Origin of the sequence: Chryseobacterium cupriresistens (assembly GCF_046614675.1) — a bacterium.
Classification (GTDB): domain Bacteria; phylum Bacteroidota; class Bacteroidia; order Flavobacteriales; family Weeksellaceae; genus Chryseobacterium; species Chryseobacterium cupriresistens.
Genome location: NZ_JBKKJT010000001.1, coordinates 353,445 through 373,809 on the forward strand (window position 1 = coordinate 353,445; position 20,365 = coordinate 373,809).

Genomic DNA, 20,365 nt, shown 5'->3' on the forward strand with positions numbered 1-20,365 from the left:
TCCTATTATTGTTAAAGTTTTTTTCTTAAATCTTTGAAAGCGGCTCTAAGCTCTTCTGTAAAGATCTGCGGCTGTTCCCAGGCTGCAAAATGTCCGCCTTTTGAAGCTTTATGATAATAATATAAGGTAGGATAAGCCTGCTTCGACCAGCTTTCCGGAGCCTGATAAATTTCGTGAGGAAATACCGAAATAGCTACAGGAACTTTAATGTCTTTGGTCTTCTGCGCCTCAGCACTGAAATTATTCTTGTTATTTTCCCAATAGAAACGTGAAGAAGACGCTCCGGTATTGGTAAGCCAGTAAAGGGTAATATCATCCAGGATGGCATCACGGCCAATGATATTCTCAGGATGAAGATCACTTTCACTCCATTCGGCAATTTTTTCGTAAAGGAATGCTGCTAAGGCTGTTGGAGAATCAGAAAGCAGATATCCTGTTGTCTGTGGACGTGTTACCATCATTCCCCCGTAAGCTGCATTTCTTCCAAAGAATGTACTCATTGCATTGTATGCTTTTGCTTCTGAGGCAGAAAGTCCTGACGGAGCGGGATCACCGGCATTGATTGGTTTTACAAGTTCGGCAGGAATGGTAGCAGGCATGGTAAGGTGGATTCCCAAAAGACCTGAAGGAGCCTGTTTTGCTAATGCATCAGAAATAACAGAACCATGGTCACCACCTTCAGAAACATATTTTTTGTAGCCGAGTCTTTTCATCAGTACATCCCATGCACGGGCAACGCGGTCAGGGTTCCAACCAAGCTCAGCAGGAATCTCTGAAAAACCATATCCCGGAATGGCAGGTATAATTACATCAAAAGCATCACTTGCTTTTCCTCCGTATTTTACAGGATCAGTCAAAGGATCTATTGCATTGATAAACTCCAGCGGAGAACCAGGCCAGCCATGAGTAAGAATCACAGGCATTGCATTAGGCTCCTTTGAACGTACATGGATAAACTGGATATCAAGTCCGTCAATTTTTGTTACAAATTGGGGAAGCGCATTCAGTTTATTTTCTACTTTTCTCCAGTCGTATCCGTTGCCCCAATAGGTGATAAGTTCTTTTAACTGCTCAAGCTGGATTCCCTGGGAAGCATCTTTCACTGTTTCCTTATCCGGGAAGCGGGTTTCGGAAATCCGTTTTTTAAGATCATCCAGCTGAGATTGCGGGATACTGATGTGAAAAGGCCGGATACTGGTATCATTTTTTGATGATAGAGTGGCATTCTCAATTTTTTGTGCTTTAGAAATAGCAGGCGTACCTAAGATAAAAGTTGCTGCTAACAGGATTGTTGAAATTGTTGTTTTCATTGTTTTGCTGTATTAGATTTTAAATCTGTTTTTCTTTTTTGATGAGACAAAATTATACCCTGAGATACGCCTGGGAAACGGGTAATGTGTTCAAATAGCCATATTTCACAGCGAAACAGACATTTCAGATGGTGAACAGGAAAATGGTATAAATAGGAGACAGATGAGAAGTAGTGCTACGGAAAAAGGAAGAGTTTCCGGCCTTAGAAAAGGATAAAAAATAAGCTCCGTTATGATAAAACGGAGCTTATTTTGTTAATGCATTTTTGGAAATTATCCGTGAGCTTCTACAGATACATCATTCCATTCTTCCCAAACTTTTAGGCGCTGTTCGTAATTCTGTTTTACAAATGGAAGCGCTACTTTTCCGAGTAATAAACGCAGTGGAGGATTTTCAGTTTCAGCTAACTTTATCAAGGCCGGTGCTGTCGCTTCAACGCTTCCGAAAGATGTTTCGGATTCCGAGAACGCTTTTTTAACGTTGTCGTAAACCGGATTACTTTGTGTATTAATTCCTGTATGCCAGATATTGGAAGCGTAGCCATTAGGTTCTACCAACGTTACATTGATTCCAAACCCTTTTACTTCTGTGGCCAGAGTTTCACTTAACCCTTCAACAGCAAATTTGGAAGCATTGTAAAGCCCCATGGTTGGTAGCGTAGCTAACCCCAAAATAGAAGACACCTGAATGATATGACCGCTTTTCTGATCTCTCATGATAGGAAGTACTGCCTGTGTAAGCCATAAAGTTCCAAAGAAATTCGTTTCAAACTGTGCTCTTGCTTCCTGTTCGTTGGTTTCTTCCACTGCACCAGTTAATGCATATCCTGCATTATTGATCAGGATATCAATGCTGCCGAAGTGTTGGTGTACTTTCTGAACAACTGCTAATGATTCCTCTCTTTTATCTACATCTAAGGGTAAAGCCAATACGGAATCTCCATATTTTTCTTTTAAATCATGAAGTGTTTCCACATTTCTGGCTGTTGCTGCCACGTTGTATCCTTTTGCTAAAAAAGCTTCTGCCCATGCTTTTCCGAAACCTTTTGATGCACCTGTAATTAAAACTGTTTTTGACATTGTTTTTGTTTTTTTATTGATTGTTGTGATTATAATTTTTTATACAATATTGTTTCTTAATTTAAATGACCGATCGGTCATATTTTAAATAAAAAAAATTATACAGTATTTTCCTCTATAATTTTTTTCAGGCTGTTTCCAATAGTGATCATTTTATCGTTATTGCCAGCCATTCTTGACATTAAGTGTCCCCCCTCAAGCATTGCAAACAAAACTGTTGCAAAATCTTCTGCATTCCATTCTGATCTGAATTCTTTATTGGCAATTCCTTTTTCTATAATACCGGAAATCAGTTTTTCTCCCTGTTGTATGCCACGGTTTACTTTTCCTTTAACCACGGGATTGGTATCGTCAGCTTCTGTTCCAAAGTTTAATAGGGGACATCCACCAACTACCGGCGGGTGATTGGGATCACTGAAAAAATCAATATAAGCAAATAACTGCTCTTTGGAAGTTTTGTATTGGCTTAAGTTTCTTTGAAGTCTTTCCGTCAGCATTTGCATATTGTGCTCAACAGCGGCACAGGCAAGTACTTCTTTATTGTCAAAATGAACGTACATACTGCCTTTAGACAACTTGGTGGCCTCCATAATATCACTCATAGAAGTAGCCGCAATCCCTTTTGTATTAAAAATAGGTGCTGCTTTTTCTATAATGAACTGTTTGGTTTCTTCCCCTTTTGCCATGATCGTACTGAATAATGATGCAAATATATGACCGATTGGTCATAAAAACAAATTTTTTATGCTTTTTTTATATTGCATTGTTTTAATATCAACTAAATCAGTTGTTTCTTATCCTTCTTCAGGAAGACATTGGGGAATTTCTCCTATTTCATTCATTGTAAATCCTTCTTCAAAAAGTTTTCTTTTATGATTAATTCCCCAGTCTTTAAGAGCAAAGATGATAGGATTTAAAGTTGAAGAATAAGGTTGAGGCTGATAAATAATTTTAACCGGATAATCATCAATAACTGTTCTTTTGATAAGCTGATGCTGTTCAAGTTCTTTGAGTTCCTTAGCCAGAACCTTTGGAGTAATACCTGGTATACTGTCCTGTATATCAGTAAAGCGATCATTACCTACAGATACAGATACAATGATTGCCAGCTTCCATTTGCCACTTAAAACGTCCAAAGCGTCCCGTACAGGCTTGATCGTTTCCAGGCAGTTTGATTTAATTTTTTTTACAGACATACGCTTATAAATTATTTCGCTTTCCTTTGGGAAAGTACTATACAAAGGAAAGTAAATATGTGCTAAATTGCAACATCATTTTTAAAGTATTTTCTTCTGAAACAGAATAAACCGTCTGAAGGAAATATTGTACTAATGAAAAGAATTCCGGCCGGTATTCTTCTGAGTTAAAAAGAGTCAATAATTAAAATGGGACGAACAAAAAGAATGAAAAAAGTAATCTTAATTACAGGTTCAAGTACAGGTTTTGGTGCATTAATGGTAAAAACATTTAACAAAGAAGGGCATATCGTCATAGCTACGATGCGAAATACTACTGGAAGCAATGCTGAACACGCAAAAAATCTGAATAAGCTGGAGAATACAGAAGTAGTAGATATGGATATCACAGATGATCAGTCTGTAAAAAAAGCTGTTGCTTTAGTACATGAAAAGTATGGTAGAATTGATGTTTTGATTAATAATGCAGGAATATATGGAGCAGGAGTTCTTGAATCTTATTCAATACCACAAATCCAGAAGCTCTTTGATGTGAATGTTTGGGGAACATTGAGAGTGAATAATGAAGTTCTACCTATTATGAGAGCTGCAAAAGATGGTCTTGTCATCACCATTTCCAGTCAGGTAGGGCGAATTTCACTTCCATTACAGTCTGCTTATAATTCTACAAAATTTGCATTGGAAGGCCTTATAGAGGGTTCGTATGAAGAGCTGGTAGGGCAGGGAATAGAGTCAGTACTGCTTGAGCCGGGAGGGTTCATGACGGAAATTATCGGTAAGGCGCATGTTAATGGAGATCGCGAGAGCATTCAGGAATCTTATGGTACTGCTGTGGCAGATATCAGTCAGAAAATTCAGACCGTATTTGGTAAACTCTTTATGGAATCAGCTCCGGATCCAAAAATCATTGCAGATGGAGCCCTTAAGCTGGTCAATACAGAAAAAGGGAAAAGACCACTTCGTACACCACTAGATCCTCTTTCCAATGGAGTAGATAAAGAATACAATCTGATTACAGAACAGGTAAAACAAAAGTGGATAGAAGCTTATGGGTTATAAAATATATATTAAATTATTGTAGTCCATACATCCCATATAAAAGGAAAAGTACTGTTTATTAGTACTTTTCCTTTTATATTTTGAAGATACAGAGACTAAATAATATTTATTGAAACTTAAATGAAGAGGTTGTTGCAGGATAGTCTTGGTCATCTGATCATATCATGATACAATAAAAAAGAGAACTCCTGGGTTCTCTTTTTGTCGTTATTAAATCATTTAACCATAATCTTAATACTTTCTTTATGATCATTTTCGCAAAGAATATGGATCATATAAGCTCCTGTACTGTAAGGTGAAAAATCTAATTTTATATCACGAGTGTGAAGATTTTTCCTCTCAAAAAGCTTCCTTTGAGCCATATCATAAACGATAATATCCTTTATTTCCTCTTTACTTTTGAGGTAACAGATATCTTTCACAGGATTAGGGTAAAATATAAGCTCAGGCTGTACATTCATATCCGCAGTTCCCAAAGAACCAATAGTAATTGTTTTGCTGAAAGTTTCTGCACAGGAGTTTTTGCTGACCGTAAGTGAGACTGTATAAGTTCCCGGGGCAGTATATTGATGAACAGGATTCAATGAAGAATCGGTGATGCCATCGCCAAAGTTCCATAATACAGATGTGTAATTGGCGGAATGATTGGTGAAATTTACAGTTGTTCCGTTAATTCCTGCTATAAAATCCGAATGAAGGTGAAACGTATTACTATTCCATTGTGGCGGATTATTAAAAAAAACAAGATCTGCAATATTCTGAAAGTTTTCGGCTGTGTTTTGAGGCATTCCGTTATAAAAAGTGGATGGAAATACATGATCCTGAAAAATTGCAGAATACATAGTGGCTGCCACAAGATAACTTCCTTTAGGTCCAGGATGAATATCGTTATAAGATCCGTGAAGAGCCAGATCCTGGGAAGAATTGTAGTAATGTCTTGCAGATTCTCCGGCAGGAACCATTTCCACCTGCATCAGGTTAGACATCTTCGTAATGGAATCCTTAATTTTTTTCTGAAAAGCAAAATAGGTGTTGTATTCATTGGCAGATGGAACTCCATAGGGAATTTCATACAGAAAAATCTTAGAACAAGGACTGTATTTACGAATAGAATCCCTGATTTTACGGCCGCGTTCAGCGGTTACAGAAACAGGGTAAGAATGACCTGCAGATTCCGCAGTTCCGGGCTGCATGATCACGTATTTATAGTTTTTAGATCTTATCTTTTGATACAATGAAACATCATCTACATGATTCACAAATCCGGTTCCTCCGGGAGTATGTGTTGTTAAAGATAGATTTTTCCCTTTTGAAGCCGCTATATTTTTAAAAATTTCAGGCATGTCATTAAAATAGGTGACGCTGTTTCCTATAAACAGAACCTCATCAGACTGGCAGAATGATAACACTGAAAAACCAGTACATATAAGAAAGAGTAGTTTTTTTATCATAGAGTATTTTTTTGAGAGTTATTTAAAAAAGGTACCTGCAGAAAACCACTTATCATGCAGGTACACAACACAAACGATGATTAAAAATGTTTTTTTATCAATATAGAGCTATATACTTTTCTTTATCCGTTTTTTCATTATTAAACCTTTTAAAAGTACCTGCAGGAAACCCAATCTATACTGCAGGTACTGCATTAAAAGGTGTTTAAAATGAAAATGTTAGTTTATTTACTTTGTTAGAGATTTTGATTTACTATGAGTTAATGACTGGGTTTATTTTTTTAATTGACTTAGAAAAGTACCTGCAGGCATCACGTATAACCTACAGGTACACGGTACACTAATTATTACAACTATTTCTTGATTAGTTTTGTATGATAAGTCGCCTTATCATCTTTTATCGTGATCACATACACTCCTTTGATCAATGAGGCAACACTGATTCTTTTTCCGTCCGGTTTTCCTTCCTGAACAAGTCTTCCGTCTGCACTGTAAATTTTGTAATCAGCTTTACCTTTCAGATTTTTTACCTCTACAAATGTATCCGCAGGATTAGGGTAGATTTCAAGATCAGAAGATGACTGAACGGACTCCTTAACTCCTAGTGCTGCATTGATCTTTACAGAAAAATCCCATACCGAACCATGAGAGATAATATCACCATTGGCATCTACGAAAGGACTTGCACATGCATCAGCTGAAGCATTGAAAAATCCGCTGGCTACTCTCATTCTTAATGTTTTGTCACCATTGTAAGCATTGGCCGGAACTGCAAATGCAAAACTTCCCTGATGTCTTTTATTGGCATCAGGAGCTGCGCCGTTAATCCCAATTCTTTCTGAAGCTTCAAATACTCCGTTTCTGTTGTAATCAATCCATGCCTGTACCCAATCCTGATAGTTTCCTCCAGCACGGTTAGCATACACAATATAGTTCATATTATATTGCGCACCCTGAGTAAGCTGAATCAGTTTGGCAGGGCCTTCCGAATAATCTTTATAAGCGTGCTGAACGGTTGTCCCATTTCCAGCTAAATCCACATTGGCTAAAGTCACTCTTAATATTCCACTGAAATATGGACTGATTGTAGTGTTTCCTCCTGTAGTCATCAGGCAGTAATCATATCCGGTGCGCAATCCTTTTGTTTTAAAATTATACACAGGAGAAAATGCTCCGGGAACATTATTAATCACAGTGGCTACACGAACTTCATAAGAGGTCTCATCTTCAAGATTATTTAATAGCACAGAACTAACCGGGCTGGCAGCATTGGACCAGTTTGCTGTTCCTGCTTTCCTGTAATTCACGGAATAGGTTGCTCCCGGTACATGGTTCCATGAAACAGTTGCTGAGGTTTTTAATATATCATTATCGAACGCGGTAAGTCCCGTTGGTGGATTATTTAAAGAAGCGGGAGCATTTCCTACGGTCACTGTAGGAGAAACGGCATAAAATATATTTCCTACTGCTGAAATTCGCAGTTTAATATTTCCCTGAAGCGCAGCAGGCATCTGTATTTCAAAACTTCCGTCATTAGGCGTTGAAGCCACCAGTTCTGTCCATGCTGATCCGTTAACCAGATCGGTTGTATATTCAATCTTTACATTGGCAGCATTATAGGGAGCAAGGTTGGTATTGGCAACATCCCAGGAAATGGTATTGGAAGCATTATTATACAACGTAGTAGAAGGAGTTAATCCTTTGAATTTGAAAGGTCCGTCATTTCCAACGGTTACTGTATTTTCTGCAGAAATCGTTAAAGGTCTGTTCGGGTTATTATCACGTACTGTTACCGCGTAATGTAATACTCTGGGAATGTATGAAACTGTTTCCCATGTGTCTTTATTCGTCAGTTTACCACTCATTACAACAGGCAGGCTAGGGAAATATCTTCTTCCCGAAGCCACTGCAGGAAAAGAACGGGTAAGTGAACCTTCAGGATTGAATCCCCAGCCGCTGTCTCCTGAGATTGAGCTTGTAGAGCCTACGCTGTCATACTGTTCCCAGTTATAGGTAAACTGATCCCCGTTGGCGTCTACTGCATTGGCATCCAGGTAATAGGCTGTACCTTTGGGAATAGTATAGGAAATCAGCGGGGTAATAGCTGGTGCATTATTGGCAATATTTTCAGCTACGCCGCACCCAACTTTACCTTCAAGGTTGTTAAGGATTTGATTGATGGACGAATAGTGGAAATAGGCATCACTGTTCATCTGAACATTATTGGCTGTGATCCCTGCATAGGCCATAATGGTTGTTCCTCCTCCCGGTTCTATATTGACATCTGAGCTTTCAGTAACTGTAGAAAAAGTGTGGTTACCTCCAAGCTGATGTCCCATTTCGTGAGCTACATAATCAATATCAAAGGTGTCTCCCACAGGATTCTGATTTTGTGTAAACGCAGAACCTTTACCTAACGGTTCTGCTGCGGTAGGGTTGGTACATATACATCCTATGCATCCTGCATTTCCATTTCCTCCGGCGGCATTAAAGACATGTCCTATATCATAATTGGCATTGCCTACCTGAGCAGTTAAGGTTTGTTGAAGCTGCCCGTTCAAATCATTGGTGTATGGATCATTGGCCGGATTGGCATAGATGATATTGGGGAAATTCTGTATGGTAAGATGGATTGCAAATTCTTTTTCAAAAACACCATTGACACGAGTCATAGTAGCATTCATCTGGGCTACAGCTCCTGCCATCCCTCCGAAATGAGTAGTATATTCACCCGTTGCAGACAAGGCAAGCCTGTAGGTTCTGTATCTTGAGGCTGCAGGTCTTCCGGTAATATTGATTCCGGCAAGTTTATTTTTTCCGGAATTTTTTAAAGATTTGATGTCCAGTTCCTTTTTGCCTTCCATACTGCAGCTAAAGCCATGCTCAGACTCTGTTCTTTCGGTTTTATAGAATACTCCATAGGTCTTTTTATCCGTTGTGACAGGTTCTATAAACTGGAAGATACCGTCTTTAATAATCATTGACTGTATTTCTGTAGGGGATGTACTGAATCTTACATATTTGGAGGGGTCATCAATTCCCACTCCTACATAAGATCCTAATCCATATTTTTCAGCCAAGGATTTTTCCATCACAGGATTGCTGTACACCGCAAACTTTTCTATGGTTCCTTCTGCCGTTGGTAATTGAATCGTTACTGCTCTTGCATTGGCGCCGGTCTCCTCAGCGTTTTTTAATAACTGTATTAACGCATTAATATCAGTTTTGTAAGCATACTTGATTTTTACCTCTCTTCTGATCTCAGACACTTTTTGTGAAGAGGTTTCCCATCTTTGGGCATTGGAAAGACAGAAGCCTGATATCAAAAATAATGATAATAGAGTTTTTCTCATTTTAAAAATTAGGTATTTAAATAGTGGTATTGCGAAGAATGAATATAATATTCGGGTATTCAAAAGTAATTGCTAATTTTGTATTACAAACAATGATATTTTGAGATTTTCATACATTGTGTATGTAATACGTATGTATTTTTTTATTATATAGTAATAGTGTAGTATAATATTGTATTTTAATTCTGATCATATTATGATGAAAAAACTGACTGTTTTATTCTTTTTTATTTCTTCCTTTTTCTATTCACAGCATACAGAAGAAGAATTAAAGAATGTGCTGTTTGATATCGAATTTTCTACTGCCGGATCAAAGGAAATTGAGAAGATTGACAGTCTTATTAAGGTGTGTAAGAAAAATTCTTATAATGATTGTGTTGCATTAGGGTATCTTAAAATTGCCAATATCTACAACCGGAACAGTGATATGAAAAGGTCTTTTTATTATACTGATAAAGTGGAAAAAGAAAACCTTATCAATTCAGATACAGATTTTGAGGTTATATTTTATCTCCATCTTCAAAGGTCACTGCTATACCAGAAATTAGGAGAAAGAATGACTTCTCTGAAACAATTGGACGAAATATATGATAAGGTGAACGAAACCGATAATGCTTATTTTATTTATCTGATTAACTGGCAGTACGCAGGAATATACAATGAAATTAATAAAAAAGAATTAGCACTAAAACATTATAAAACAGCATATAAGTATTCTAAAATTTACAGAGAAAACAAAAATAATCTCTATAGGATAGACAAGAACAGATTGAGCAACAGTTATAAAACCTCACCGTATCTTGGCGGAATGTATCTTGAGCTCAACAAACCTGATTCCGCAAGAATATATATTGAGGAAGCCATCCAGAATGGGAAAAAGATCAATGAAATAGGGATGCAATACATTACCTCGTATTATGCTTCCAGGTACTTTAAATCTCTTAATAAAATTCCTGAAGCCCAGCATCATTTATGGATCTGTAAAAATATTGCTGATAATTATTATAAAAGCGAGAATTATCAAAAGTCGGTCGCAATGGAGTTGAAGAACCTGTATGAAAGCACAGGACAGAAAGACAGTATCGCTTATTATGCTAATTGGCTGTTGGATATAGAGTCTTCAAACAGCAGACAAAAACAAACATTGAATGATGCTGTAGATAAACAGAATGAATTGGAAAATAGCAATAGAAAAAAGGAAACAAAAAAACTTTTCTTCATCCTGTCGTTGAGTATTGCCGCATGTCTTCTTTTTATATTTCTTTTCCTGTATTATTATAGAAAGCACAAAAGTAAAAATCTGGATAAAATTGATATCCCTCATCAGCCATCTGTAGATGAAAGTGCTTTTAAAGAACTTATACAGCTTGCCAAAGAAAATAATCCTGAATTTTTAACCCGTTTCAATGAGTATTATCCGCACTTTTCAGAAGAACTGCTGAAAGTTTTTCCTTTAAAAATATCAGAAATAAGATTCTGTGCCTACATCTATCTGAATTTTTCTACCAAAGAAATTGCTGAATATACTTTTACCTCAGTGAGAACCGTACAGACCAAAAAATATAATCTAAGGAAAAAACTGAATATTCCCGGTGATATGGATATCTATGTATGGTTTTCCAGGTTGTTGAAATAAAATCCATCCTCTTTAATAAAATAAAAGAGGTTACTTCAAATGTGAAATAACCTCTGCATGTCAATTAATAAAGGGAAATCCCGGACATTAATTTCTTATGGTGGAAATATAGATGCATTGCAATCCATTACAATCTTTAAGTTCAATGTTGGTGATCATTTCACTGTAGACCCGGATAGTCGTGTCATTAAATTGATATCCTTCTATAAACACAGGTCTGTCTTTAGGAAGATCGCTCTGCTCATTAAGCATTTCCAGCGATAAACTATCAGGATAACCTTCATTTTTTTTAAACGTAATCTCTATTAAACCGTTGTCAGCCAGATAGTCAAACTTTTTTAAATGAGAAGGCAGGCTGGCCTTGGTTTTAAAAACGTTTAATTTTTCAATGCTGCTTTTATAAAGATCAAACATGCTGGCAGTTCCAACGGTGTTATTATAGACAGCAAACTTTACATGGGTGCTTTTCTGTGCGATGAACATACCTGAAAAGAACACGAGAAATATATACAATAACTTTTTCATAATAAAAGTAGAGGTTTAAATGTTGGATATTTTACTATGGAAGGTTGGTGTTAGTTCCTGTTTTTTACTACAATCCATCCTGTATACTTTATTGGAGTTTGTTTTGTGTTGTTCTCATTCCAGCCCATTTCAAACCAGTAAGTTCCTGTAGGTTCTTTTTTACCGTCCATAGTTCCGTCCCATTTGAATCCGTTTAATTTACTTCCTGTATGAATTCTGCTTCCATATCTATCATAGATACCAAATGTGAAATTACTTTTATTTGCCAAAGCAGAATAATCAAGTACGTCATTAATTCCGTCACCGTTAGGGGTGATGATGTTAATTAGATTAGGAACCGTAATTTCTACCTGCACAGAAACACAGTTATATGAATCCTTTACATAGAAAGTATGGCTTCCGCGGGATATATTGGTAAATATGTTTTCACTCTGCCAGTTGATATTGTCCATGGAATATTGATAAGGTGCTGTACCTGCAATTATATTTAAGGTAACTGTATTATTGTTAATGTTAACATCTGAAATAACAGGGTTTTCAGAAGCATAAACCTTCACTGTTTGTCTGGTGGTACATTCTCTGGTTTTCAGATCTACCCAGTAGATTCCAACCCCTGCATTTTTGATGGACTGTGTGGTCGCTCCCGTACTCCATTCATAAGAAGTATAGCCTGGCCCTGCATCTAATGTGGTTGTATTTTCCATACAGATAATTTTATCCTTTAATACTTCTGAATAGGTAGGAGGAATAACCGTGAGAGTTACTTCTGCAATTTTATAACATCCGCTGGCATTGCTTACCTTAATGTAAACCACACCGTTAGGAGCAATGTAGTTGGTGGGAGTCAGAATTTCGTTTGTTCCGTTATGCGCATCAGTAGGAGATGGATAGTATTGCTTACTAATTCCTGGTTGTACGTTAACTCCTGCCGTTGTTAAATCAAATATCCCGAGCAAGGGATTGGATGGCTGGAAACATGATCTTAAAGCTGCATCTTTTACAATTGGGCTTTCAGAAACAGTAAGTGTTACAGTTACCCTTTCACAATCTGTAAACTCCGGGTCATTTCCGCAAAATTTATAAACAATGGTATCAGTACCCAGATAACCAAAATTGGGAACATAATTAATTACTCCTGCAGCATCAATGGTAGCAGTACCGTTTGTTGGAGGAGTAATAATCGTTACTGTACTCGGAACATAAGTTTGGGTGGAATTGGTAAATTCCGGTATGATAGTCAGGTTGCCTTCGCAAACAGTAATCGCTTTTGTAGATTCCTGAAGACATGTGTATACTTTATAGACAGGAGTGGTTGCCGGTGGACAAGTGCTTACTGAAATTTTCACGGTGTAATTTCCCGCAGCCACTGGAGCATAAGTATTGGTATTGGCTCCGTTGATAGGATTTCCGTTGAGAAACCATTGGTAGGTATCGTAGCTGTCATTTACTTCCAATACAATACCCGGAATACAATCTCCGGTTTTTTTTGAAATCAGTGGAATGGAAGAGAAACCTGCAAAATAACCCCCGTATCCTGATGTGCTGTAACCACCATTAATACCTGCTGTTACAGCTTTATCAGAAACTACAGTTACATTTCCGGTGATGGATGGGATCGCATATGTTACCCAGCTGCTATTTCCTGTCAATGGGAAAGGTCCTTGTGCGGCGGTGGGAGTAATGCCGTTTACCGTCACATTGGCTCCGGTTTCCGTTAAAATATTCAGTTTTACAATAGTGCCGGTTGGGACAGTGCTTGTTACCCCTGGTCCTGTTGGCATTTCATTGATCTTCCCGATTTCATCAATTTTTCGGGGTAAAAAGCAGTTCAATGGCGGAATGTAGTTGAATCCAACCGTTGCACTGCTGTTATTTACAGAGACCAACTGATATAAATAGACATTTTTTGAAGTCGTTATGAACATATTGAAATGTCCGGAATTTCCCTGCTGCACATAGTTACTTCCTGAAACTCTGTAAAATTCCCCGCTGTTGATGGTCGCAACAGGAGTGTTGGAACCGTTAATAAATATTTGTGTATTGTTTTCTGTTCCTACAATGATGCCACCTTCAAGATCGGGATTGGTAGATCTTGTTCTCACCATGGCAAAAGTACTTCCAAGTCTATCCGTAGGTACAGACTGATCAAGAACCGCATCAGATCCCGTGCTGGTGTTGTTTCCAAAATTTCCGTTGATATTTCCGTTGGTAAGGGTAATCGGTTTATCAGAAACAATTTTAGCTCCGATAAAAGCTGATATATTTTGACCTCCTACTCCAGGGCCTCCGGCGAAAATAAAGGATTGTCCTTTGTTGAGAGTAATTGTTTGCGAATGGGTGGCAGGCGTTCCTCCAAAGAATGTTACATTTCCATTCCATGTAGTGGTGATAACTGTATTATTCTCTGTTGCCAATATGCCTGCTGAGAAGTTAAATATGTTAAGTGATGCAGTGGTAGGAGTTGCGGCTACAAAAAATTCTTTGCCGATCCCGGCTTTTCCTTTGCTTGTTATAATTTCAGCGTGTACAGTACCGCTTACCATTCTTAATGAACAGTAAAATGGCTTGCTTCCATGTACATATAAACCTTTATTGATAGTAGTGAATGCATTTGAAGTAACATTCGCTGCTATAATACTAGCCGGCACCACAAAGGTCTGAGGGGACCCTTTACTGATGGTTACATTACCTATAGGGACATTATTGTTGTTAATTGTAACAACAAAAGGAGTTGCAGAATCGGTAGAAAGATAGAGTGCCTGTGTATAATTTACTGAGGCGTAATAAGGTGCAAACCAATGATCTGTGTCTCTTTGTGCCGAAAGAGGTGAACTCAGTATAAGGAACAATAAACAAAATATAAAACTTTTCATGCATCGTTAAATTTTCGTTTTAAAAATTACGAATTCTTTTTTTAAAAACGATTATGATTTTATTATTAATTTTTTATTAATTGTCATATTTCCATATACCATTTCTATTAAAAAGTAATCATTGGATCGTCTGAAAAAATAAGAGAATACTGAAAAAGAGGGAATCTTTTCAGAGGCATATGATTGCCGTTTGATACTTTAGATACAAGATTGTGCACCTAAGGGCTTATTAATGGCCTGATTATAACAGGGTAAGATTTTATTTAATTTTTATATTTTTTCTCAGAGCAGTTTCCATTTTATTGCTTGGTAAAAATAATTTAATAAAAGTATAAACAGACTATACCTTTGTATAGTTTTAAATCAAAGTTTGATGAATTAATTTGGAAGGAACCTATGTTCAAATACTTTCAGTAAAGAGAGGACTTGGTTTTTATTTTAATTCTTTTTTTAATATTCAGCTTAATGCCTGTTTTTGTGTGTATATTATGTTGAAAAATTTCACTTAATATTGAAAATTTAATAAAAGTAAGTGTTTTTTGTCTTTTAAATAATTTTCCAATAGGTCTAAGGCTGAATATAATTATACTAAGAAAAGTAAATACTTACGAACTCAAATTTTTTGAATGCCTGTCACCTGAAGAAAAAAAATACACACTATTACCTATGATTTCCATCTCAAGTATACCAACAGTGTAGATGTGCTTGTTAACCATAGGATCATCCCTATAGAACTGTATGATCATGGAGAAATCTCCAAAATAGTCTGTGTAGTGTCCTATTCTCTTAACCGGTCTGCGGGAAATATCAGGATCGTTTCTAATACCTCAGAAACCTATTGGAAGTATAATCTCTTCACTGGAAAATGGACAGAAGAATCTAAAGTTGCCCTAAAATTAAGGGAAATAGAAATAATACGGCTTTATCTTCAGGGATTAAAAATAGAAGAAATTGCAGAACAATTGTTTGTGTCACCAAGTACCATAAAGTTTCACAGAAGCAAATTGTTTGAGAGAATTGGAGTGAAGAATATCATCGAAGCAATATCCTACGTAATAACGAATAATTTGATTTAAACTATACTTTTTTAAATATTTCCAGCTCGAAATGGCTGAGAATCAAAATAGAACGCTCAGTATAACTTACCGTTTTTAATTAAAAACCGGTTGCTTTCTGTGTATTGTTTTCTGAACATTCTCCCTCTGCAAAATGATAGAAGGAGAATGCCCGGAACAGCTTAATTAAGCTGATAATTTGTAATTACTAAACTCAGGATGAAATGAACATAATTCTGTTCTACCTCTTTTCTGTTAATCAGTTTGTTTTTGTATTCATAAGAATTCAGATCGCGGGATAATTTCTGATACGTTTCAAAATCATCACCCTTTATCTTTACTCTTATATTACCATCTTTTCTGTTAATAAGTACATCATCCAGAGTTCTTACTTTAAATAAAACTTCGCATAACGTAGGGCGAGCCTTCATGGAACCGATATATCTTTCAACTATATTAATCTTGAACGAATCAAATATGATGTTATTAAAAACGATTTTAGAATTAGGCTCCTGAGTGTTGAGTTCAAGTTTATAGTTCATTACTTTATAAATTTTGGCAAATATAAGTTTAATTATGCCAAAAAACCGACTGTTTTAATAGATCATTCCCATATTAATGATTGAATTTTATTCTATAAACACAAAATCATATGAAAATGTGAATATTAGAGGCTTATAAATGAGGACGTAACAAAAGTGTAACAAACATTTTCTTTCCTTTTATTTTTTTCATTATAGGCATTTCCGTAATTTTATTCTCTGTATAACAAAAATTCATATTAATACCAATATAATGGAAAGATATAGTTATGGGATGGTTGGCCTTGGAGTAATGGGGCGGAATCTGCTTTATAATATCGCTGACAACGGGTTTTCAATCGCAGGATTCGACCTTGATCAGGAGAAAGTTAAAGAATTAGAAGGCGGAGCTGCTTCAGAAATGAAGGTGAAGGGTACAGGATCTTTAGAAGACTTTGTATCCACATTGGAAGTTCCAAGAAAAATTATTCTTATGGTTCCTGCAGGAAAACCTGTAGATGCTGTGCTGGAAAATATTACCCCGCTTTTAAACGAAGGTGATATCGTGATTGATGCTGGAAATTCTTATTTCGAAGATACCAACAGGCGTGTTACTGACCTGGCATCTAAGAAACTGCATTTTATGGGAATGGGGGTGTCAGGAGGTGAAAAAGGAGCCAGAACAGGTCCAAGTATAATGCCTGGAGGGGATCTGGAAGCATTCAAACTTCTGAAGCCGATGCTGGAAGCCATTGCAGCCAAAGTAGACAACGAAGCGTGTACAGCATATATGGGAAAAGGATCTGCCGGAAACTATGTGAAAATGGTACACAACGGTATTGAATATGCCATAATGCAACTGATCAGTGAAGCTTATGATCTCCTTAAAAGAGGAGCAGGTTTAAATAATGAACAGCTTTATCAGGTTTTCAAAGAATGGAATAACGGCGAAATGAACTCGTTCCTTATTGAAATTACAAGAGATATCTTCACTCAAAAAGATTCATTAACAGATGGCTATCTTGTAGATCAGATTTTAGATAAGGCAGGAGCGAAAGGAACAGGAAAATGGACTTCAGAACAGGCCATGGAAATCGGAGTTTCTATTCCTACCATTGATATTGCGGTAACCTCAAGAATTTTATCTGCTTATAAAAACGAGAGAGTTCAGGCTTCAAAAATATATGCCGATAACGAAATTGTAAAACCTGAAAATACAGAATTATTCATTAAGGAGGTTGGCGATGCTCTTTTCCTTTCCACCTTAATCAGCTATGCACAAGGTTTATCTTTACTGGTAAAAGCATCTGAAGAATACGGCTTTGAAATTCCATTGAAAGATGTTGTGAAAATCTGGAGAGGAGGATGTATTATCCGTTCAGTTTTGCTTGAAAAATTCTATTCTGCTTATACCCAAAACCCTAACCTTTCTAATATTCTGCTTGATAAAGAAATTTCAGAACTGGTAAAGTCAAAAATCAAAGGTTTAAGAAAAACAGCCGGATATGCCGCTACCAACGGAATCTCAAGCCTGGGACTTCAGACAGCTTTAGGATATTTTGATGCATATACTACAGAATCTCTTCCCGTGAATCTTATCCAGGCTCAGCGTGATTATTTCGGAGCTCATACTTATCAGCGTATTGACAGAGAAGGAGTTTTCCATACTTCCTGGCAGAGTGCAAACAACTAAAATTCGGAAAAATGAATCAAAATAAAGTCTTGCAGCCAACAACTATTGTTATTTTTGGTGCTACAGGCGATCTGGCAAAAAGAAAACTTTTTCCGGCATTTTACAACTTATATATCGATGGCAGAATGCCCAAAGGCTTCAATATTGTAGCACTGGGAAGAGCAGAAAATACCAACGAAAATTTCAGAAATTATATCAAAGAAAACCTTGAAAGTTTCTCAAGAAAAAAAGTGACTTCCGAAGACTGGGCAGGTTTTCAGGCTCATATTACTTACTTTCAGCATCAGCTGGATGAAGAAATTTCTTACGAAAATCTGCAGCAGAAACTGCAGGATTTCGATACCGTTTACGGGATGAGAGCAAACAGGCTGTTTTATTTATCCATCGGGCCTAGCTTTATTTCTACAATATCCAATCATATCAAAACGACTTTACTAGCTTCTGATCCGAAAAAAGACCGTATCATTATCGAGAAACCTTTTGGTCACAATAAACAATCTGCTGTTGAATTGAACAGCCTTTTGGCAAAAACATTTGAAGAAGAGCAGATTTACCGTATCGACCACTATCTGGGAAAAGAAACGGTGCAGAATATACTGGCTTTCAGATTTGGAAATTCTATTTTTGAGCCTTTATGGGATCATAAATATATAGAATCGGTACAGATTACGGTAGCGGAAGAAGTTGGAGTAGAGACAAGAGGAGCATTCTACGAACAGACAGGTGCGTTAAGAGATATGATTCAGAATCACCTGTTGCAGATTCTGTGTATGGTGGCTATGGAACCACCGGCTTCATTGCAGTCAGGTGAAATCAGAGACCGGAAAGTTGACGTTCTGAAATCAATTCGGAGAATATCTTCCGATCAGGTAGATCATTATGCGGTAAGAGGCCAGTATGGAAAAGGAACCATCAACGGTATTGAGGTGAAAGGCTACCGCCAGGAAGACGGAATTGCTCCTGATTCCAATACAGAGACTTTTGCAGCAATTAAATTTTATCTGGATAACGAAAGATGGCAGGATGTCCCTTTCTATGTCCGTACCGGAAAGAAAATGAAAGAAAAGCATTCTTACATTACCATTCAGTTTAAGCCGCTTCCTCACTCAACGTTCTCAGACAGCCCGCATCTTTTATCTGCCAACAGGTTGATCATTAATATTCAGCCCATGATGGATATCAGATTGCAGTTCATGACCAAAAAACCGGGACTGACACTGGATCTGAAGCCTGCAGAAATGATTTTCGATAATTTTGCCTGTAAAGAAGATACTCCGGAAGCGTATGAAACTTTGTTACAGGATGCTCTTTTAGGAGATCTTACCTTATTTATGCGTTCCGATCAGGTGGAAGAGGCGTGGGATGTAGTGACTACCATACAGGAAGCATGGGAAAATAACAAAGATTTATCTTTCCCGAATTATAAAGCAGGAAGCTGGGGTCCGGAAGATGTTAATGCTTTGGTGGAAAGACAAGGGCACAGCTGGGTATAAAACAAAATAAAATTTAAACAGACAAAATGAATATCACAGTATTTGACGATCTGGAAAAACTGTACAAAAAGGCAGCAGATGCATTTGTTGATCTTTCAAAAAAATCTATTCAGAAAAAAGACCGTTTTGTGGTGGCATTAAGTGGAGGCTCTTCCCCTAAAGCTATTTTCAAATTATTGGCAACACCGGAATATAAAGAAAAGATAGAGTGGAATAAAGTCTACTTTTTTTGGGTAGATGAAAGATGGGTTCCTTTAAACGATGATAAGAGCAACTTCCGGATGACAGATGAGGCACTTCTCAGTAAGGTTACGGTTGTCCAAAGCCATATCTTTCCTATGTATGCCGAAGGAATAACTCCTGAAGACTATGCAAAAGCTTATGAACAGCAGATAAGAACTGTTCTTGGTGATGAGGGTGTTTTTGATTTTATCCTGTTAGGAATGGGAGACGACGGCCATACAGCCTCATTATTTCCAGGTGAAGATGTTTTAAATGAAAAAGACAAATGGGTATCTGCTTATTATCTTAAGTCTCAGGAAATGTTCAGAATTACATTGACTGCACCCATCATTAATAATGCTGAAAATATTCTGGTTATTGCATTCGGGGAATCTAAAAAGCATGCACTGAATGAAGTATTGAATGGTGAATATAATCCTTCGTTATATCCAATGCAGCTTATTGAGAAGAAGAATGGATTTCAGTTTTTTACAGATGAGAAAGCAAAAGGCTAATACAACTTCAATCTAAAAATAAGAGACTGTCCTTGGACAGTCTCTCTTCATATCAACTATTCTAATACCGGATTCCCGGTATATACAATTTTCTGTAGGTTAAACTAAAATAAGTTTTTAAATGAAAAACAGCACCATTAGAGAACTCATGATGCTGCTGCATTTAATGTTTTTACCTTAGTTGCTTTTTGTTCGAAACTTTTAATTTTTCAACTCAATTAGTGTTTCTATATAAAAATGGTTATTAGTTTGAAGCAAATATACAAAATAAGACACTTGTAAGTGTCTAACATGAAAAAAAATATAAAAAAAAATTATCAACAGTCTGGTAACGTGAAAAAAACCTTTATTAAAAGGACTTGTATGAGGTCATGAAATTTAAA

15 protein-coding genes are annotated in these 20,365 nt (G+C 36.9%); 6 read left to right on the top strand and 9 right to left on the bottom strand.

What is annotated here, in order from left to right; translation table 11 throughout:
- Nucleotides 1-11: 11 nt before the first annotated feature.
- The 4 genes from ACLI50_RS01665 to ACLI50_RS01680 form a co-directional block, all read right to left on the bottom strand.
- Nucleotides 12-1,310 carry an epoxide hydrolase family protein gene (locus ACLI50_RS01665; protein ID WP_411413014.1) on the bottom strand — a complete coding sequence of 433 codons (1,299 nt, stop codon included), beginning with the start codon at nt 1,308-1,310 and terminating at the stop codon, nt 12-14.
- A gap of 273 nt (nt 1,311-1,583) precedes the next feature.
- Complete coding sequence (locus ACLI50_RS01670) at nt 1,584-2,390, bottom strand: SDR family NAD(P)-dependent oxidoreductase (RefSeq protein WP_411413015.1); 807 nt, start codon at nt 2,388-2,390, stop codon at nt 1,584-1,586.
- A 98-nt stretch (nt 2,391-2,488) separates the two neighbouring features.
- Complete coding sequence (locus ACLI50_RS01675) at nt 2,489-3,076, bottom strand: TetR/AcrR family transcriptional regulator (RefSeq protein WP_411413016.1); 588 nt, start codon at nt 3,074-3,076, stop codon at nt 2,489-2,491.
- Nucleotides 3,077-3,184: 108 nt separating this feature from the next.
- Complete coding sequence (locus tag ACLI50_RS01680; RefSeq protein WP_411413017.1) at nt 3,185-3,586, bottom strand: winged helix-turn-helix transcriptional regulator; 402 nt, start codon at nt 3,584-3,586, stop codon at nt 3,185-3,187.
- A 207-nt stretch (nt 3,587-3,793) separates the two neighbouring features.
- On the opposite strand from ACLI50_RS01680, the gene ACLI50_RS01685 reads away from it, so the two are divergent.
- Entirely contained in the window at nt 3,794-4,645 is an 852-nt protein-coding gene (locus ACLI50_RS01685) for an SDR family oxidoreductase (RefSeq protein WP_411413018.1), read from the top strand.
- A gap of 215 nt (nt 4,646-4,860) precedes the next feature.
- On the opposite strand, the gene ACLI50_RS01690 is transcribed toward ACLI50_RS01685, so the two are convergent.
- Both ACLI50_RS01690 and ACLI50_RS01695 read right to left on the bottom strand, forming a co-directional pair.
- The gene (locus tag ACLI50_RS01690; RefSeq protein ID WP_411413019.1) at nt 4,861-6,096 is read right to left on the bottom strand and encodes a PKD domain-containing protein; all 1,236 of its coding nucleotides are present in this window, start codon (nt 6,094-6,096) and stop codon (nt 4,861-4,863) included.
- Nucleotides 6,097-6,449: 353 nt separating this feature from the next.
- A complete protein-coding gene (locus ACLI50_RS01695; protein ID WP_411413020.1) occupies nt 6,450-9,449 on the bottom strand; it encodes a reprolysin-like metallopeptidase in 3,000 nt (999 codons plus the stop codon).
- Between the two features lie 196 nt (nt 9,450-9,645).
- Here ACLI50_RS01695 and ACLI50_RS01700 point away from each other — a divergent pair, with 196 nt between their 5' ends.
- The gene (locus ACLI50_RS01700; protein ID WP_411413021.1) at nt 9,646-11,085 is read left to right on the top strand and encodes a helix-turn-helix transcriptional regulator; all 1,440 of its coding nucleotides are present in this window, start codon (nt 9,646-9,648) and stop codon (nt 11,083-11,085) included.
- 87 nt (nt 11,086-11,172) lie between these two features.
- Here ACLI50_RS01700 and ACLI50_RS01705 read toward each other — a convergent pair whose 3' ends face one another.
- On the bottom strand, nt 11,173-11,610 hold the full coding sequence (locus ACLI50_RS01705; protein WP_411413022.1) for a hypothetical protein: 438 nt from the start codon (nt 11,608-11,610) through the stop codon (nt 11,173-11,175).
- Between the two features lie 50 nt (nt 11,611-11,660).
- Nucleotides 11,661-14,483: a T9SS type B sorting domain-containing protein gene (locus tag ACLI50_RS01710; protein WP_411413023.1), complete on the bottom strand. Its 2,823-nt coding sequence runs from the start codon at nt 14,481-14,483 to the stop codon at nt 11,661-11,663.
- A 701-nt stretch (nt 14,484-15,184) separates the two neighbouring features.
- Here ACLI50_RS01710 and ACLI50_RS01715 point away from each other — a divergent pair.
- A complete protein-coding gene (locus ACLI50_RS01715) occupies nt 15,185-15,559 on the top strand; it encodes a response regulator transcription factor (protein WP_343638665.1) in 375 nt (124 codons plus the stop codon).
- 161 nt (nt 15,560-15,720) lie between these two features.
- Here the strand turns inward: ACLI50_RS01715 and ACLI50_RS01720 are convergent, their stop codons facing one another.
- Nucleotides 15,721-16,080, bottom strand: a complete 360-nt coding sequence (locus tag ACLI50_RS01720; protein ID WP_137906036.1) for a prevent-host-death protein — start codon at nt 16,078-16,080, stop codon at nt 15,721-15,723.
- A gap of 253 nt (nt 16,081-16,333) precedes the next feature.
- On the opposite strand from ACLI50_RS01720, the gene gndA reads away from it, so the two are divergent.
- From gndA to pgl, 3 genes are read left to right on the top strand one after another with little or no spacing between them, the layout of a single operon-like run.
- A complete protein-coding gene (gene gndA, locus ACLI50_RS01725; RefSeq protein ID WP_343641407.1) occupies nt 16,334-17,752 on the top strand; it encodes an NADP-dependent phosphogluconate dehydrogenase in 1,419 nt (472 codons plus the stop codon).
- 11 nt (nt 17,753-17,763) lie between these two features.
- A complete protein-coding gene (gene zwf / locus ACLI50_RS01730) occupies nt 17,764-19,245 on the top strand; it encodes a glucose-6-phosphate dehydrogenase (protein ID WP_411413024.1) in 1,482 nt (493 codons plus the stop codon).
- Nucleotides 19,246-19,271: 26 nt separating this feature from the next.
- Nucleotides 19,272-19,982 (top strand): 6-phosphogluconolactonase, encoded by a 711-nt coding sequence (gene pgl, locus ACLI50_RS01735; RefSeq protein ID WP_343641403.1) that lies wholly within the window; start codon nt 19,272-19,274, stop codon nt 19,980-19,982.
- Nucleotides 19,983-20,365: the final 383 nt, after the last annotated feature.